This is a genomic window from Pseudomonas sp. SWRI22, assembly GCF_014268395.2.
GTDB lineage: Bacteria > Pseudomonadota > Gammaproteobacteria > Pseudomonadales > Pseudomonadaceae > Aquipseudomonas > Aquipseudomonas paracarnis.
The window spans coordinates 548448-566405 of record NZ_JABWQK020000002.1; the positions used below are offsets into that span (position 1 = coordinate 548448).

The following is a 17958-nucleotide window of genomic DNA, read 5'->3' on the forward strand; positions in this document are numbered from 1 at the left end:
GGCCAATGCGCTACACTGCCGCGCTTGTACCGATAGCAGATTTCGAAGGGAAAACATGACGTTCAAGGCGCCGGACAGTCTCGCCGAGCAAATTGCTCACCACCTCGCCGAACGTATTATTCGCGGCGATCTCATGCCTGGGGAGCGAATCCAGGAACAGAAAGTCACGCTGGCGCTCAACGTCAGCCGTGGTTCCGTGCGCGAAGCTTTGCTGATCCTTGAGCGCCGCCATCTGATTGCGATCCTGCCGCGCCGTGGCGCCCACGTCACCGAACTCACCGCGCACAAGGTGCAGAGCCTGTGTACGTTGATGGGCGAGATGTACATCCTGCTCGGCAATGCGGTTGCCGAAGGCTGGCAGACCCAGGCCGACATGGCGCCGTTTCTGCAGATCCAGCAACGCCTTCAATTGAGCCTGGAGCGTGAGGACATCCGCGCTTTCGTCGAAGAAAGCTTCAATGTGATGCGCGCTGCGTACCCCTTCGCCAACAACCCGTATTTGCAGGAAACCGTCGAAAACCTGCAACCGGCGATGAACCGCGCCTATTACCTGGCGCTGGATCAGCGCAAGGCGTCCATGAGCGAGTTCCTGGCGCTGTTCGAGCAATTGCTCGCCGCAGTACTGGCCCGTGACCTGGTGCAGATTCGCCTGGTGCTCACTGCCTATTGCCAGCGCAGCAGTTCGCTGGTCATCGCAGCCTTGGCGGACGCCTAAGCGTGCGGCTCAAGTGCATCAAGTTGGCGGGGTTCAAATCCTTCGTCGACCCGACCACCGTCAACTTCCCCAGCAACATGGCGGCGGTGGTGGGGCCCAATGGCTGCGGCAAGTCGAACATCATCGACGCCGTGCGCTGGGTGATGGGCGAGAGCTCGGCGAAAAACCTGCGCGGCGAGTCGATGACCGACGTCATCTTCAACGGCTCCACCAGCCGCAAGCCGGTGAGCCAGGCCAGTATCGAACTGGTATTCGATAATTCCGACGGCACCCTGATCGGCGAATACGCAGCCTACGCGGAAATTTCCATCCGTCGTAAAGTCACCCGCGACAGCCAGAACAGTTACTTCCTCAACGGCACCAAGTGTCGCCGTCGCGATATCACCGATATCTTCCTTGGCACTGGCCTGGGCCCGCGCAGCTACTCGATCATCGAGCAGGGCATGATCTCCAAGCTGATCGAAGCCAAGCCCGAAGACCTGCGCAACTTTATCGAAGAAGCGGCTGGCATCTCCAAATACAAGGAGCGCCGCCGCGAGACTGAAAACCGTATCCGCCGCACCCACGAAAACCTCGCCCGGCTGACCGACCTGCGCGAAGAGCTGGAGCGCCAGCTCGAACGCCTGCACCGCCAGGCCCAGGCCGCCGAGAAGTATCAGGAATACAAGGGTGAAGAGCGCCAGCTCAAGGCGCAATTGTCGGCCCTGCGCTGGCAAGCATTGAATGACCAGGTGGGCCAGCGCGAAGCGATTATTGGCACTCAGGAAGTCAGTTTTGAAGCATTGGTGGCCGAGCAGCGTAATGCCGACGCCAGCATTGAGCGCCTGCGTGACGGTCACCATGAGTTGTCCGAACGCTTCAATCTGGTGCAAGGCCGCTTCTATTCGGTGGGCGGTGACATTGCCCGGGTCGAGCAGAGTATCCAGCACGGCCAGCAGCGTTTGCGCCAGTTGCAGGATGACTTGAAGGAAGCCGAACGCGCACGCCTGGAAACCGAATCGCACCTGGGCCATGACCGTACCTTGCTGCTGACCCTGGGCGAAGAGCTGGACATGCTCACCCCCGAGCAGGAAATCACCAGCGCCGCCGCCGAAGAAGCCGCCGCCGCCCTGGAAGAATCCGAAGCCACCATGCACGGCTGGCAGGAACAGTGGGACGCCTTCAACCTGCGATCCGCCGAGCCACGCCGCCAGGCCGAGGTGCAGCAGTCGCGCATCCAGCAGTTGGAAACCAGCATGGAACGCCTGGCCGAGCGCCAGCGTCGGTTGCAGGAGGAGCGCGTATTGCTCGCTGCCGATCCGGAAGACGCGGCGATCATGGCGCTGAGCGAACAACTGGCCGAAAGCGAAATGACCCTGGAAGAGCTGGAGGCCAGCGAAGAACAGCAAGTGGAGCGCCTGGAGCAACTGCGCCAGCAATTGCACACCGCGACCCAGGCGCAGCAGCAAGCCCAGGGCGACTTGCAGCGGCTCAATGGTCGGTTGGCTTCGTTGGAAGCCTTGCAGCAAGCCGCGCTCGACCCAGGCACCGGCACCGCCGAATGGCTGCGCGACCAGCATTTGGCCGAGCGCCCGCGCCTGGCTGAAGGCTTGAAAGTCGAAGCCGGCTGGGAACTGGCGGTGGAAACCGTGTTGGGTGCCGATCTGCAAGCGGTGCTGGTGGATGATTTTGCGGGTTTCGACCTGGCCGGGTTTGCCCAGGGCGATTTGCGCCTGCTCAGCCCGGCGCCCGAGGGTGCACGGGTGCCGGGCAGCTTGCTGGACAAGGTCGAGGCGGCGATGGATCTGTCGCCATGGCTGGGCCAGGTCAGGCCCGTGGAGACCCTTGAGCAAGCCTTGGCCCAACGCGGCCAATTGGCGGCCGGCGAAAGCTTGATCAGCCGCGATGGTTATTGGGTCGGCCGCCACTTCCTGCGCGTGCGCCGCGCCAGTGAGGCGGAAAGTGGCGTATTGGCCCGTGGCCAGGAAATCGTCAACCTGAGCGCCGAGCGTGAAGAACGCGAAGCCACACTGGAAAGCCTGGAAACCGAACTGCAAACCCTGCGCGCTACCCAGCGCCAGCAGGAAACCGGCCGCGAACACCTGCGTCGGCTGTTGCAGGACGAAGCGCGCCAGCAAGGCGAGTTGAAAGCCCAACTTTCCGCGAGCAGAGCCAAGGTGGAGCAATTGACCCTGCGCCGCACCCGTCTTGACGAAGAAGTGGCCGAGATGGGCGAACAGCGCGCCCTGGAACATGAACAGATCGGTGAAGCGCGCCTGCACTTGCAGGAGGCCCTCGACAGCATGGCCCTGGACACCGAACAGCGCGAGTTGCTGCTGGCCCAGCGCGACAGCCTGCGCGAGCGCCTTGACCGCGTGCGCCAGGAAGCCCGGCAGCACAAGGATCACGCCCATCAGTTGGCCGTACGCCTGGGCTCGTTGCGCGCCCAGCATGATTCCACGCGCCAGGCCCTTGAGCGCCTGGAGATGCAGTCCGAACGCCTGACCGAAAAGCGCGAGCAACTGAGCCTCAACCTGGAGGAGGGCGAGGCGCCGCTGGAAGAGCTGCGCCTCAAGCTTGAGGAGTTGCTCGACAAGCGCATGACCGTCGATGTCGAACTCAAGACCGCCCAGATCGCCCTGGAAGACGCCGACCGTGAACTGCGCGACGCCGAAAAGCGTCGCACCATGGCCGAGCAGCAATCGCAGTTGATCCGCGGCCAGCTCGAACAACAGCGTATGGAATGGCAAGCCCTCACCGTGCGCCGCAAGACCTTGCAAGACCAATTGCTGGAAGACGGCTATGACCTGCACGGCGTGCTCAACACCCTGACCGCCCAGGCCAACGAGAAAGACGCCGAAGAAGAACTTGAACGGATTGCCGCACGTATTCAACGCCTGGGCGCGATCAACCTCGCCGCTATCGATGAGTACCAGCAGCAGTCCGAGCGTAAACGTTATCTGGATGCCCAGGACGCCGATCTGGTTGAAGCCCTGGACACCCTCGAAAACGTGATCCGCAAGATCGACAAGGAAACCCGCAACCGCTTCAAAGATACCTTTGATCAGATTAATGGCGGTTTACAGGCGTTATTCCCAAAAGTTTTCGGTGGTGGCAGCGCCTACTTGGAACTGACGGGCGAAGATCTACTCGATACAGGGGTAACGATCATGGCGCGGCCTCCGGGCAAGAAGAACAGCACCATCCATTTATTGTCCGGCGGCGAAAAAGCCCTGACCGCATTAGCCCTGGTATTTGCCATCTTCAAGTTGAACCCGGCGCCGTTCTGCATGCTCGACGAAGTTGACGCGCCGCTGGATGACGCTAACGTTGGACGCTACGCTCGGTTGGTCAAAGAGATGTCCCAGACCGTGCAGTTCATCTATATCACCCACAACAAGATCGCCATGGAAATGGCCGACCAGTTGATGGGGGTGACGATGCATGAGCCGGGATGTTCGCGATTGGTAGCGGTGGATGTGGAAGAGGCGATGGCGATGGTGGAATCCTGAGCCACGCTGGGAGAGAGAATTTACAGCACGCTGTAGGGCGATTTACCGGCCTGGGGAAAGTGGCAAATGGACATATTTGTTCAAGGCATTTTGACAGACGGTGTAAAGTTATCTTTGGTCGTGCTAGTTTAATGTCAATTTTTCGTGTGCGTGGGCAAAACGTCAGTCAGAACATAGAGTTGGCGCCACGTTTTAAAGCGGTTTGCACGGTGCTAAACCCCTTATTTTTCAGCATTTTTTATTAGAGGCACGGGATTACATGGAAATCGGTCTGCGCGAGTGGCTGATCGTCATCGGCATTATTGTCATTGCCGGTATTCTTTTTGATGGCTGGCGCCGCATGCGCGGTGGCAAGGGCAAGCTCAAGTTCCGGCTGGACCGAAACCTGTCCAACTTGCCTGACGACGACAGCGCCGCCGAGCTGCTGGGGCCGCCCCGTGTGCTGGATACCCATAAAGAGCCGCAACTGGACGAGCACGACCTGCCGTCGATGAGCGCCCCGCTGCGTGAAGCCCGCGAGCCGTCGTCCAAGCGTGGCAAGCGCGGTAGCGCGGCGGTTGCCGAGCCGCACCAGGGCGACCTGAACCTCGACGTCGATGATGGCCCGAGCTTCAGCAGCCGCGATGACGATTTCCCGGACGAGACGTCCGCCAAGAGTGCGGCGCGCCAATCGGTCAACGATCAGCCGGCTGCCGAAGAAGTCCTGGTCATCAGCGTGATCTGCCGCGATGCCGGTGGTTTCAAGGGCCCTGCGCTGTTGCAGAACATCCTCGAAAGCGGCCTGCGTTTTGGCGAGATGGATATCTTCCATCGTCACGAAAGCATGGCCGGTAACGGCGAAGTGCTGTTCTCCATGGCCAACGCGGTCAAGCCGGGCACGTTCGATCTGGACGATATCGACCTGTTCAGCACCCCGGCGGTGAGTTTCTTCCTTGGCCTGCCAGGCCCGCGTCACCCGAAACAAGCGTTCGACGTGATGGTGGCCGCTGCCCGCAAGCTGTCCCAAGAGCTCAACGGCGAGCTCAAGGACGACCAGCGCAGCGTGCTCACCGCCCAGACCATCGAACACTACCGTCAGCGCATCGTCGAGTTCGAGCGTCGCGCCCTGACACAGAAACGCTGAGGATCGATCTTAAGCGTTGTCTGTAGAATCCGTGCACTAACATATTGAGCAGCTTCGGCTGCTCTTTTGCTTTATGAGAGAACACCCATGACCGCCGCCCAAACCCGCATCCTCGAACTGCGCGCTGAGCTGGATCAGCACAACTATCGCTACCACGTCCTCGACGAGCCGAGCATTCCGGACGCCGAATACGACCGCCTGTTCCACGAGCTCAAGGCCCTGGAGGCCGAGCACCCGGAACTGGTGACGCGTGACTCACCGACGCAGCGGGTCGGCAGTGCGGCATTGTCGGCGTTCACCCAGGTCAAGCACGAGATCCCGATGCTCAGCCTGGGCAACGCCTTCGATGAAACCACCATGCTGGAGTTTGATCGCCGGGTCACCGAGGGCCTTGATCTGCCGGTGGGCGATCTATTTGGCGCTGGCGCGGCGGTGGGATACAGCTGCGAGCCGAAGCTGGATGGCCTGGCGGTCAGCCTGCTGTACCAGGATGGCGAGCTGGTGCGCGGTGCCACCCGGGGCGACGGCACCACCGGCGAGGACATCAGCGTGAATGTGCGCACCGTGCGCAATATCCCCCTGAAACTGCACGGCACGGGCTGGCCAGCCACCCTGGAAGTGCGCGGTGAAGTGTTCATGTCCAAGGCCGGTTTCGAGCGGTTGAACGCCTCGCAACTGGAAGTGGGCGGCAAGACCTTCGCCAACCCGCGCAATGCCGCGGCGGGCAGCCTGCGCCAACTGGATTCGAAGATCACCGCCAGTCGCCCGCTGGAATTCTGCTGCTATGGCATCGGCCAGGTGACCGCGGATATCAGCGACACCCATATCGGTAACCTCAAGCAGTTGCAGAAGTGGGGTATGCCGATCAGCCACGAATTGAAGCTGGCCAAGGGTATCCAGGAATGTCTGGACTACTACCGCGACATCGGCGAGCGCCGCAATGCGCTGGGCTATGAAATCGACGGCGTGGTGTTCAAGGTCAACAGCATTGCCTACCAGCGTGAACTAGGCTTCCGTGCCCGCGAGCCGCGCTGGGCGATCGCGCACAAATTCCCGGCCATGGAAGAACTCACCGAGCTGCTCGACGTGGAGTTCCAGGTCGGTCGTACCGGTGCGGTCACGCCGGTGGCGCGCCTCAAGCCGGTCAAGGTGGCCGGCGTGACCGTGTCCAATGCCACCCTGCATAACATGGACGAAGTGGCACGCCTGGGGCTGATGATTGGCGACACCGTGATCATCCGCCGCGCCGGTGATGTGATTCCGCAGGTGGTCTCGGTGGTCACCGAGCGCCGGCCGGAAAACGCCCGCGCCGTGCAGATCCCGCAGAATTGCCCGGTGTGCGGTTCCCATGTGGAGCGCACGCAACTGGTCAAGCGTAGCAAGGGCAAGGAAACCGTCAGCGAAGGCGCGGTGTACCGTTGCGTCGGGCGCCTGGCCTGCGGTGCGCAACTCAAGCAGGCAATCATTCATTTCGTCTCGCGCCGGGCCATGGACATCGACGGCCTGGGCGACAGGACCATCGAGCAACTGGTGGATGAACAGCTCATTGGTTCGCCGGCCGATCTCTACAAACTCAAATATGAACAGATCATCGACCTGGAAGGCTTTGCCGATATCTCCAGCAAGAAGCTGATCAGTGCCATCGAAAACAGCAAGACCCCGACCCTGGCACGCTTTATCTACGCCTTGGGCATTCCCGATGTGGGCGAGGAGACGGCCAAGGTCCTGGCGCGCTCGCTGGCGTCCCTGGAGCGCGTTCAAAAGGCGTTGCCAGAGGTGCTGACGTACTTGCCGGATGTAGGTCTGGAAGTGGCCCATGAGATCCATAGCTTCTTTGAAGACGGGCACAATCAGCAGGTGATTGGCGCGCTATTGTCACCGGACGAATGCGGCCTGCAATTGCAGGAGCAAGGCGAACTCAGCGCGGAATTCGCCGCCAGCACCACCTTGGGCGGTTTGCTCGACAAGCTGCACGTGCCGTCGGTGGGGCCAGGTGCTGCGCAGAAACTCGCGGACAAGTTCGGTTCGCTGGAAGGCGTAATCAAGGCTGACTGGCTCGATATGCGCCAGGCGCTGCCCGAGAAGCAAGCCAAGGCTGTGCGGGACTTTTTCGATAATGCCGACAACGCCAGCCATGCCTTGGCCATCGAGCAGCAGCTCAAGGACTTTGGTATGCATTGGCAGAGCGAGAAAAAGGTCGTTGAAGGCTTGCCCGAAGCCGGGCACACCTGGGTACTCACGGGCTCCTTGGGGCTGATGAGCCGCGATGTGGCCAAGGACAAGCTCGAAAGCCTGGGGGCCAAGGTGGCCGGTTCCGTTTCGGCGAAAACCCACTGTGTGGTGGCGGGACCGGGCGCTGGCTCGAAACTGGCCAAGGCCAATGAGCTTGGCCTGAAAGTACTGGACGAAGAGGCCTTCGTCGCCTTCCTGGCCAAGCACAACATCACCGTCTGATTGATCGTCCCCACGCTCCGCGTGGGAACGCATCCTGTGACACTCCGCGTCACGGCCTTCCCGCAGACGCAGAGCGTCCAAGGCGGCATTCCCACGCGGAGCGTGGGAACGATCTCTCAACACTGTAGGAGCGAGCTTGCTCGCGAAGAACCGGAGGGCGCCGCTGTGAACCAGGCAGCCTGCGTTATCGTTAACGATCTTCGCGAGCAAGCTCGCTCCTACAGGGAGCAGTTGAACGATCCCGAGCGAGAAATGATCTAGTCTCTGTCACCCCAGGGAGAGATCGCCATGTTCCGCTACTTCGAGCAACTCAGCACGCGCATCGCCGCTCCGTTCATGGCCGAAACCTCGCGCAACAGCAAGGTGTGGCAATGCCGATGTGGCCAGTCGCTGTTCTTTCGCAACAGCCAATGCCTGGCCTGCCAGGCGGCATTGGGTTACCAGCCGCAGCAAAGCCGCCTGTCGTCCTTGCAACCTGGGCCGGCGGTCGGTACTTGGCTGGCGGACGATAATCTCGATGCCGGCGCATTCCGGCGCTGTGCAAACCTCGATTCACCCGCTGCCTGCAACTGGCTGATTCCTGCCCACAGCACCGCGCCGTTGTGCGTGGCCTGTAGCCTGAACCGCACCATTCCTGACCTCTCGGTTCCGGAAAACCCCGAACGCTGGCGCAAGGTTGAAACCGCCAAGCGCCGCTTGGTGGCGCAACTGATCAGTCTAGGCCTGCAAGTGGTGCCCAAAAGCGTTGACGAAGAGGCTGGCCTGGCCTTCGACTTCATCGGTATCGACCTGGAAGGCAACGCGCCCACCACCGGCCACGCCAATGGGCTGATCACCCTGGACATCAAGGAAGCCGACGACGCCCACCGCGAAAAAGTCCGCGTACAGATGCGCGAGCCGTACCGCACCTTGCTTGGCCATTTTCGCCATGAGGTCGGCCATTACTACTGGGACCGCCTGATTGCCAACAGTCATTGGCTTACACCTTTTCGCAACCTGTTCGGCGACGAACGCGCCAGTTATGCCGAGGCCCTCGACCGGCACTATCAGAACGGCCCGCGCCCGGACTGGCAACTCACCTGCGTGAGCGCCTACGCCACCATGCACCCCTGGGAAGACTGGGCCGAAACCTGGGCTCACTACCTGCACATGATGGACGCCGTGGACACGGCCCTGGGCTTTGGTATGAGCGCCCGCGAGATGGACCTGGATTACCAGCCATTCCCCCTGACCACGCTCTACGACCCTCAACACCCTGGCGGCCCGGCATTCCTCTGCTTCGTCAATGCCTGGATCGAACTGGCCGGCATGCTCAACGAACTGTCCCGCGCCATGGGCCAGCCGGATTTCTACCCCTTCGTGCTGCCGCCCGCGGTGATTGCCAAGCTGCACTTTATTCACCTGGTCATCCAGGAAGAGGGCGGCAGGGCCGATGGGGTTATGGCAAGTGCTTGAGCCTTCTCATTTTTTAATCCGGAACCAACGGTTGTAACTTCCGATGAGATGGGTACAATGGCGCGGCTTGCCGAGAGGCAGCGTCGTTATGGTGACCCCATCGGTCCCCCCGCAACGATTACCCGTGAACCTGGTCAGAGCCGGAAGGCAGCAGCCACAGCGGGAACATTGTGTGCCGGGGTGTGGCTGGTGGGGTTGCCTCCATAACGCTCCCTCCTGCAGTCCCTTCTAAAACTCAAGTTATTTTCAGCCAGTCATCTGTGATGCTTCCTGCACAGTGCATGACGGTCATTTCGCGTCTAGTGGCATACTCCCAAGCGTCTCTTCCCCAGGCTACGAGGCTCTATGCACTCGGAACATTTCGACTTATCCAGCCCCGTATTCTTGCCGATCACCGAGCACACCTGTGCGGGTTTGTTGGGCGGCGAGGGTTTCGATGCGCTTGTAGCCCTGAGTGAGCCCGAATTGGCGGCGGTGCTGGTGATCCAGAACCTGGCGCAGGTGCCGGAAAGCGAGCTGAGCGCCAATGGTGCTGAAAAAGTGTTGGCCAAACTGGTTGACTGGGCAGTCGATGCCAGCCATTCGGCCAGTGTGTCCCTGCTCTCTGAAGCGCAGCGGCTGTTCGATCAGAGGAAGCTGTACTTCGGCCTCAATGTGGTCAAAAGCCTGAAGCTGCGCTTTCTGCTGGAGGAGGAAGTACAGGCTCGGGACTATCTGTTGCCCAGTGGCAAATGGGACGTCGAGTATAAAGTCCGCCACCTCAAGGCCAATGATCCGTTCAGCCAGCAGGTGATCACGCCCAGGCATCGCGAGCGCTGGTTGAGCGCTGAGCAAGACAAGCTGCTCAGAACCTTCCGCGCCAACCTGAACGAAGACCTGCATGTTCAAGGCTATGCAGGCATTGGCAAGAGTCACCTGCTGGTGGCCTTGCTGGAGCACCTGCGCCCGGAAAAGACCTTGCTGCTGGCACGCACCCCGGCAAAACTCGAAACCCTGCGTGCGCGCATGGTGGGAGCGCGGGAGCGTAAGGCCGGGCATACCTTCCAGGACTTCGCCCATGCTCTATTGCATGGCCCGAGGCCAAAGCCGCTGAATACGCCGGTGAGGGTGCCGACCAAGCAGGCGCTCGCTCAAGAACTGAATATCTTTGGTTTCCGCCGCCTGGAAGGGCAAGCGGTGGTGGAGGTGTGCCTCAAGGTGCTTGAGGCCTACTGCCGCTCCTGGGAGTACAGCTTGTCGGCCCAGCATTTGCCGCATTTCAAGCAACCGCTCGCCGGCGTCGATGCCAGGGTGCTGCTCGAATATGCCAGCCGGTTGTGGGGCTACCTTGAGGCGAAACCGGCCTGGGGCCGGCATACCGGGTTTGAAGCCTTGTTGATGATCAAGCGCGCCAGCCTTGCAGGCTGCGTGGTGCCCGAGCGCTATACCCACGTGCTCATCGATGAGAGCCAGGACATCCCGGCGCCGCTGTTGCAAATCATCGAGCGCGGCCGCCAGGTGCTGATCACTTTGGGGGATGAGTATCAGCAGGCCAGTGGCGGCGTGGTCAAGCGTGCCCGTGAGGTTCGCCATACCGACGTGTGCTACTCCGTGCGTTCCGGGCGCAATGTCGAGCGCCTGGTCAACCCGTTGATCAGCTTGCACTCGGAAAAAAGCAAATCGCTTTTCGAGGGCGCGCGCGATGCCGATGTCGGCATTGAGTTTTATCCGCAGGGTTTCGTGCCCCCGCAAGGTTGCGTGGTGTTGACCGCTTCCCATTGGGACACCATGCAGTGGGCGATCCAGTTGAGCCACGCCCGCTGTGCGTTCGGCCTCGCGAGCAAAGAGGCCCAGCAGTCGCTCAAGCATTTCATGGACACGGTTATCGCGTTGTTCAAACCCGATTTCTATAGCAATGAGTTCAATGACCTCGGCCCCCATGCGTTTTTCAGCGACATGGCCGATTGGCAGCAGGTGCGCGAAGCCTGCCAGTTCGATGAGGCGTTTCTGTGGGTCGAGGCCGAGCTGGAAAAAGGCTTTAACGTGGCGGATGTCACGCGTTTGAACAGGTTGATTGGCCATCCGGACGAGCGCGTCCTGTTGATGCTGGCGCAGGATGCGGGCGGCATGGAGTTCGACCGGGTATTGCTTACCCCGGAACTGTTGACCAATGTGAAGTTCCAGGACGCCTACGCGTTCGATCAACGACTCTGTGCGGTGTATATCGCGATTTCACGGGCCAGGGTGCAGTTGTATCTGCCCTACGATGTGGTCGAGTGGCTCGACTACCACAAGTATCAAAAGACCCGTGAATCCCACGGTTACTGACGGATTTAATCCGGCTGTTTCACAACTTTCATAAAGCCCTCTGGACAATCCGCAGACCACCTTGTTAGCTTGCGCCGGCCACTTGTTTCAGAGTATGACAAGGGCGTGGATTTGATATTGAAGTGCTATCGCTTCTTTCACTCACAAGGATGTCTGTCATGAAAAGCCTGCAAGGGTTGCCTCGTCTTATCAGTGCTTCGGTAGGGACGCCCGGCAAAGCCCGCAACTTGCCCGCCGATGTTCAGTGCATCCAGTATTTATTCAATTTGATCATTCCCAAGATGGGGTTTGCCTTGCTGGAAAACGGCAAGTGCGACGGCCAGTTGGTGCAATGCATCAGCCAGTATCAGTTTCGCCATCTCAAGTACGCCCATCCCGATGGCGTGATCGACCCCACCGGGCGGACGTTCAACAGTCTGATAGAAGAGGCGCTGAAGGTACCGGTGCGGGCTTTTCCCAATACGCGCATTCCGACGTTTCTCAACATTTTCGGCAATAACAACGTCGATGCGGTACAGGCCACGGTCAATGTGTACCTGGACCGCGTGCGTGCGGTGATCGAGGCCGAGCGGCGTAACCGGCAGTTGATGATGCAGTCCACCTGCGATGGCGGGACGACATTGAGCGACACGGATTTCCAGAACGCCGCCAAGCAATTGGGCAACGGCATTTCGGTGAATGTGGTCAAGGCGTTCGCCACGGTGGAGTCGGGCGGGAAGGTGGGGTTCGGGCCCGCCAAGTTGCCGATCATCGCTTTTGAAGGGCACCACTTTCGCAAGTACACCAAGCACATCTACGATCAGTCGCAGCCGTTGCTGTCGTATATCTACAAGAAAAAAGCCGGCCCGCAATGGCAGACGAACAATAAGGATCAGGTCAAGGCCTGGGAGACCATGGCCACCGCCTTTGCGCTGGACCAGGAAGCCGCCTTGATGTCGGCCTCTTGGGGCATGTTTCAAATCATGGGGTTCAATTTTGCTGCGTGCGGATTCAAGACGGTGTTTGAGTTCGTGGCGTCATTAAAGATCAATGCCGGTAACCAACTCAAAGCCTATCTCAGCCTTTGCAGCCACAACTCGGCATTATTGAGTGCCATGAAAAACAAGGATTTTACCGCCATGGCCCGAAACTATAACGGCGATGATTACGGCAACTATGACGTCCTGATGAAACAAGCCTACGAAGCCTTTGAAGGGAAGAAATAAGATGATTCGTTATCTGGCGATGGGAGTGTTGTCGTGGTGCGCCGTGGCGCCTGCGTTGGCCGGCTCGGCGGCGTTGCATTCAGGCCAATTTGAAGGGCTGATGCTGGCGGTGACGCCGGGGCACCAGGTGGAGGGTTTCTACCAGGAATCGATGGGCGAGGGTGTGGCCCGTGGTTGCACGTTCTACTTGCAAGGCAAGCCCGAAGCGCTCACCACCTGGCTGGACGCTGCCTACCCAGGCAGTGTGGCAGCGGCGTCCGACGGGGTGACCCTGACCGTGGCGCAGGGCCGTCAACACCCCGGCTGCATCAATGTGCTGATGCCGGAAATCGCCACCGGCCTGGAGCTGAGCCAGACCGCCAGCAAACAATGGATCGGCTTGGTGACGGTGTCTGCCGACAAGGCTTACTTGCTGAAAACGCCGGGCGCCAAAGCGGCAAAGCGGCCCTACATCGTCAAGCATGACGTGGTGGGCGTACTGGCGTTCAAGGACGGTTGGGCGCAGGTGGAATTCATCAACGCTGATGACCGTTCGTTCACGGGCTGGATCAGCCAGGGCCAGTACGCACGGTTGGCTGCGCCGAAGCCCTGAATTGTAGGAGCGAGCTTGCTCGCGAAAAACGTCAACGATAACGCGTGCCTCCTGAATAAACGCGGCGCTTGTGAGTTTTTCGCGAGCAAGCTCGCTCCTACTTGGTATCAGGGCGATTTTCGTCGCACATTTAGGACTGTGTCAGCCAAAGGTCTCGCGCAGTAGCCCGGCAAACGCATCTCGCGCCAGGTGCCGCTGGGTGTCCGTGTGCCAGAACAACAGGTTGTCCACGGGCGCCAGTGCTTCAAAGCGATACGATGCCAGCTGATTGGCCTGTTCATAGCGCGCCAGGATCCCCTCGGGTGCCAACGCCACGCCAATCCCCGCGCTCACGCATCCGATGATCGTGCCCCAACTGGCGTAGCTGGCGATTGCTGGCTTGATGTCATGGGGCTTGAGCCAGTTTTCCAGGGCGGCGCGATAAGGGCAGCCCGGCGGCCACACCAGCAGGGTTCGGCCGGCCAGGTCCTCGGCACTGTTGATAGGTGCGCTGCACGCGCTGGCGATCAGCACCAGGCGCTCGCTGTAGACCACGCTCTGTTCCAGCTTCGTGCGTTTGCCGCCGGCAGCCACCAGCGCCACATCCAGGCGGTGGTGCTGCAGGTCGTCCAGCAGTTGCGCCCAGGCACCGGTGACCAGTTCCAGGCTGACATCTGGATAACGCCGGTGGTATTCCGCCAGTAGCGGCGGCAAGCGCCCGCTGGCGCTGGATTCCACCGCACCGATGCGCAAGGTGCCACGGGGAATGGCGCTGGCATCCACGGCGCGTTTGGATTCATCCACCAAGGCCAGGATACGTTCGCAGTAATCCAGGAAGATCTCTCCCGCGGCGCTGATCGCCAGCCCTCGGCCAGCACGGATAAACAGCGGTGTGCCCAACTCGCTTTCCAGCTGCTTGATGCGCGTGGTGATATTGGACGGCACGCAGTGCAATTGCAGCGCAGCCTGGGCCACGCTGCCGGTTTGCGCCACGGCTCGCACCATTTTCAGTTGGGCCAGTTCCATTGCTCAGTTCCAATGATTTCAGAAGTCAGAAACGCTTAATTGTCCTATGCCTTGCCTGGGCCAAGACTGGCAGCATTCCTTTTGCGTGGATGCTGTCGATGAATACTCCGTCACCTCTGAAGCTTACGCTAGTCATTGCCAGCGTCATCCTCTGTTGGGCGTATTCCCCCATCGGCGTGCACATGGGGCTGCACAGTTACAGCCCCGGCCAATTGGCGCTGCTGCGGTTTTTGATCGCGTCGGTATTCATGGGCGGCGTGGCCTCGGTGTTGGGAATTGGACGGCCACCATTGCGCGACCTGCCGTGGTTGTTTGTGCTGGGCTTTTTCGGGGTGTTCCTGCACCACACCAGTCTCAATTACGGGCAGCAATGGGTGACGGCGGCAGCGTCGAGTGTGTTGGCACAGTCGGCGCCGTTGTTCAGTGTGTTGATTGCGTTTTTGTGCTTGAAGGAGCAGGTCAGCGCCTGGCGCTGGGGCTGCGTGCTGTTGGGGTTGGCCGGCGTAGTGGTGGTGATCTGGGGCGACCGGGGCATAGGCGATATCAACCCACGGGGTTTGCTGATCTTGTTGGCGGCCTGCTCATGGAGTGTGTACTTCGCCATTCAGCGACATTACGCCCATCGCTACAGCCCGTTGACGATGGCGTGCTACATGGTGTGGTCCGGCACCCTGATGCTGTGCGTGAACCTGCCGGGCCTGCCCGTCGCCATCGTGCAGGCACCGATGGTGGAGAATCTTGCCGTGCTGGTGCTGGGCATTTTTCCCAGTGCCTTGGCCTATCTGGCCTGGGGTTACGTGTTGAAGCACGTCGAGGTCAGTCGTGCGTCGGTGGCGATGTACCTGATTCCACCGGTTGCCATGCTGATGGCCGCCACGCTGCTTGGCGAACACGTCACCCTGCAGGTGATGCTGGGCGCGGTGATCGTGCTGGCAAGTGTCGCCGCTATCAGTCTGGAAGGGCATTGGCGCTCCAAGGTGCCAGCAAAACGCCCGCAGGTGCCCTCCGGGAGGCCAATCGAACAAGCTTCGTCAGATTAGAAGAGCGTGCCGGATGCAATTTCCCCCTTGCTCCGCTAGCATTACCGGCTTCTGCTTCCCAGTTGCGACGGTTTTCGATGAGTTATCAGGTTCTTGCACGTAAATGGCGCCCGCGCTCGTTCCGCGAAATGGTCGGCCAGACCCATGTGCTCAAGGCTCTGATCAATGCCTTGGACAGCCAACGGCTGCACCATGCCTACCTGTTCACCGGTACGCGTGGGGTGGGCAAGACCACGATTGCGCGCATCATCGCCAAGTGCCTGAATTGTGAAACCGGTATTACCTCGACGCCTTGTGGCACCTGTTCGGTGTGCCGTGAGATCGACGAAGGGCGTTTCGTCGACCTGATCGAGATCGATGCCGCGAGCCGAACCAAGGTCGAAGACACCCGCGAGCTGCTGGACAACGTGCAGTACGCGCCGAGCCGTGGCCGCTTCAAGGTCTACCTGATCGACGAAGTGCACATGCTGTCCAGCCACTCCTTCAACGCCTTGTTGAAAACCCTGGAAGAGCCGCCGCCCTACGTCAAGTTCATCCTGGCTACCACCGACCCGCAGAAACTTCCGGCAACGATTTTGTCGCGGTGCCTGCAGTTCTCCCTGAAAAACATGACCCCCGAGCGTGTGGTCGAGCATTTGACCCATGTGCTGGGCGTCGAGAACGTACCGTTCGAAGACGACGCGCTGTGGTTGCTGGGCCGCGCCGCTGATGGTTCGATGCGCGATGCCATGAGCCTCACCGACCAGGCCATCGCGTTTGGTGAAGGCAAGGTCATGGCCGCCGACGTGCGCGCCATGCTCGGTACCCTGGACCACGGCCAGGTGTTCGACGTGCTGCACGCGCTGATCGAAGGAGACGCCAAGGCGTTGCTCGAAGCGGTGCGCCACCTGTCGGAGCAAGGCCCGGACTGGAATGGCGTGCTTTCGGAAATCCTCAACGTATTGCATCGCGTCGCCATCGCCCAGGCCCTGCCGGAAGGCGTGGACAACGGCCATGGCGACCGAGATCGCGTATTGGCCCTGGCCCAGGCGTTGCCGGCCGAAGACGTACAGTTCTACTACCAGATGGGCCTCATCGGTCGCCGCGACCTGCCCCTGGCACCCGACCCTCGGGGTGGCTTTGAAATGGTGTTGCTGCGCATGCTGGCATTCCGGCCGGCAGATTCGGCAGACGCACCGAGACAGCCGCTAAAGCCAGTGGGGATCAGCCAGGCCACAGTTGATTCCGCCAAACCAGTGGCTGGCGCGGCCGTTGTCGCGCCAGTAGTTACTGCGCCTGCGGTTGCTGTGCCTGAGCCGGTTGCGCCGGCACCTGAGCCTGAACCTGCGCCGGTTGCCGTCGCACCGTTGGTCGAGCCCGAGCCGGTCATCGAGCCCGAGCCCGTGGTCGACTTGCCTTGGAATGACCCGGTCGAAGCGCAAGTAGAGCCCGAGCAACAGCCCGCCGTGGAGCCCGTGCTGGAAACCACCGGCGAGCAACCCGAGCTGACGCCGATGCCTGCGCCGACTCCGGACAGCGTGGTGCCGGATGCCCCTGAGTGGGTATCGGCCCCCGTTCCTGAACCGACGGTCGCCCAGGTCGACGCGGCCACTCCCGGCATTGACCTGGACGACGAACCGCCGCTGGACGAAGACTACATCGAGCCGGACATGGATTCGGCCTACAGCTATCTGGACGATTTGGCCAGTGAGCACACCGCGGAACCTGCGCCCGAGCCCGAGGCAGAACCTGCCGCGGCCCCGGCTACCGGCCTGGCCCTGCGATGGCTGGAATTGTTTCCGAAATTGCCGATCTCCGGCATGACCGGCAGTATCGCCGCCAACTGCACCCTGATTTCCATCGAAGGCGACCACTGGCTGCTGCACCTGGACCCGGCCCATAGCGCCTTGTTCAACGCCACCCAGCAGCGCCGGCTCAACGATGCGCTCAACCAGTACCATGGGCGCACGCTGACCATCGCCATCGAGCTGATCAAGCCCGAGCAGGAAACCCCGGCCCAGGCAGCGACCCGTCGGCGCCTTAACCGCCAGCGCGAGGCCGAGGACTCGATCCACGCAGATCCGCTTATCCAACAAATGATGCAACAGTTCGGTGCGGTCGTCCGCCACGATACTATTGAACCTGTCGAAGCCCCGGTGCCCCAAGCGTCATGACACCGGGCTACTCATTGATCCACGTACTTTTGAGGTGATTCCCATGATGAAAGGTGGCATGGCCGGCCTGATGAAGCAGGCGCAGCAGATGCAGGAAAAAATGGCCAAGATGCAGGAAGAGCTGGCCAACGCCGAAGTCACCGGTAAAGCCGGTGGCGATATGGTCAGCGTGGTGATGACCGGTCGTCACGACATCAAGCGTGTCAGCATCGATCCAAGCGTATTGCCGGGCGTGGGTGAAGATGACCTGGAAATGCTCGAAGCGCTGTTCGCCGCAGCCGTCAACGACGCTGTGCGCAAGATCGAAGCCAACAGCCAGGACAAAATGTCCGGCGTGACCGCTGGTATGCAACTGCCACCGGGCATGAAACTGCCGTTCTGATACAGGTTTTAGCTAGACTCAAATGCCAGGCATCGC

General features: G+C 60.7%; 12 protein-coding genes, 1 other RNA gene and 1 pseudogene. 12 read left to right on the top strand and 2 right to left on the bottom strand.

All coding sequences use genetic code 11. The features are described from left to right. The first annotated feature begins 55 nt into the window (after positions 1 to 55). From HU730_RS19865 to ligA, 4 genes are all read left to right on the top strand, one after another. Entirely contained in the window at positions 56 to 715 is a 660-nt protein-coding gene (locus HU730_RS19865; RefSeq protein WP_034128379.1) for a GntR family transcriptional regulator, read from the top strand. A 2-nt stretch (positions 716 to 717) separates the two neighbouring features. Continuing rightward, on the top strand, positions 718 to 4206 hold the full coding sequence (smc, locus tag HU730_RS19870) for a chromosome segregation protein SMC (RefSeq protein WP_072447427.1): 3489 nt from the start codon (positions 718 to 720) through the stop codon (positions 4204 to 4206). A 259-nt stretch (positions 4207 to 4465) separates the two neighbouring features. Continuing rightward, on the top strand, positions 4466 to 5329 hold the full coding sequence (gene zipA / locus HU730_RS19875) for a cell division protein ZipA (protein WP_186526535.1): 864 nt from the start codon (positions 4466 to 4468) through the stop codon (positions 5327 to 5329). An 87-nt stretch (positions 5330 to 5416) separates the two neighbouring features. Further along, on the top strand, positions 5417 to 7783 hold the full coding sequence (gene ligA / locus HU730_RS19880) for an NAD-dependent DNA ligase LigA (RefSeq protein WP_186526534.1): 2367 nt from the start codon (positions 5417 to 5419) through the stop codon (positions 7781 to 7783). Between the two features lie 120 nt (positions 7784 to 7903). Here ligA and HU730_RS26805 read toward each other — a convergent pair. Further along, positions 7904 to 8023, bottom strand: a pseudogene (locus HU730_RS26805) (outer membrane lipoprotein carrier protein LolA); the annotation flags it as partial. A gap of 48 nt (positions 8024 to 8071) precedes the next feature. Here HU730_RS26805 and HU730_RS19885 point away from each other — a divergent pair. The 5 genes from HU730_RS19885 to HU730_RS19905 all read left to right on the top strand — a co-directional run bounded on the left by HU730_RS19885 (position 8072) and on the right by HU730_RS19905 (position 13342). Then, on the top strand, positions 8072 to 9238 hold the full coding sequence (locus HU730_RS19885; RefSeq protein ID WP_034128384.1) for a putative zinc-binding metallopeptidase: 1167 nt from the start codon (positions 8072 to 8074) through the stop codon (positions 9236 to 9238). A 98-nt stretch (positions 9239 to 9336) separates the two neighbouring features. Further along, positions 9337 to 9433, top strand: an RNA gene (gene ffs, locus HU730_RS19890) — signal recognition particle sRNA small type. Positions 9434 to 9583: 150 nt separating this feature from the next. Further along, a complete protein-coding gene (locus tag HU730_RS19895; RefSeq protein ID WP_186526533.1) occupies positions 9584 to 11545 on the top strand; it encodes a hypothetical protein in 1962 nt (653 codons plus the stop codon). 158 nt (positions 11546 to 11703) lie between these two features. After that, positions 11704 to 12750 (top strand): N-acetylmuramidase family protein, encoded by a 1047-nt coding sequence (locus HU730_RS19900; RefSeq protein WP_034128386.1) that lies wholly within the window; start codon positions 11704 to 11706, stop codon positions 12748 to 12750. Between the two features lies 1 nt (position 12751). Beyond that, the gene (locus HU730_RS19905) at positions 12752 to 13342 is read left to right on the top strand and encodes a hypothetical protein (protein ID WP_186526532.1); all 591 of its coding nucleotides are present in this window, start codon (positions 12752 to 12754) and stop codon (positions 13340 to 13342) included. Between the two features lie 141 nt (positions 13343 to 13483). On the opposite strand, the gene HU730_RS19910 is transcribed toward HU730_RS19905, so the two are convergent. After that, a complete protein-coding gene (locus HU730_RS19910; protein WP_060772981.1) occupies positions 13484 to 14347 on the bottom strand; it encodes a LysR substrate-binding domain-containing protein in 864 nt (287 codons plus the stop codon). 98 nt (positions 14348 to 14445) lie between these two features. Between HU730_RS19910 and HU730_RS19915 the strand changes: the two genes are divergently transcribed. The 3 genes from HU730_RS19915 (at position 14446) to HU730_RS19925 (ending at position 17922) form a co-directional block, all read left to right on the top strand. After that, positions 14446 to 15387, top strand: coding sequence for a DMT family transporter (locus HU730_RS19915; RefSeq protein ID WP_127881125.1), 942 nt, complete (start codon positions 14446 to 14448; stop codon positions 15385 to 15387). Positions 15388 to 15464: 77 nt separating this feature from the next. Next, on the top strand, positions 15465 to 17540 hold the full coding sequence (gene dnaX / locus HU730_RS19920; RefSeq protein WP_186526531.1) for a DNA polymerase III subunit gamma/tau: 2076 nt from the start codon (positions 15465 to 15467) through the stop codon (positions 17538 to 17540). A gap of 43 nt (positions 17541 to 17583) precedes the next feature. After that, positions 17584 to 17922 carry a YbaB/EbfC family nucleoid-associated protein gene (locus HU730_RS19925; RefSeq protein ID WP_003193199.1) on the top strand — a complete coding sequence of 113 codons (339 nt, stop codon included), beginning with the start codon at positions 17584 to 17586 and terminating at the stop codon, positions 17920 to 17922. Positions 17923 to 17958 lie beyond the last annotated feature (36 nt).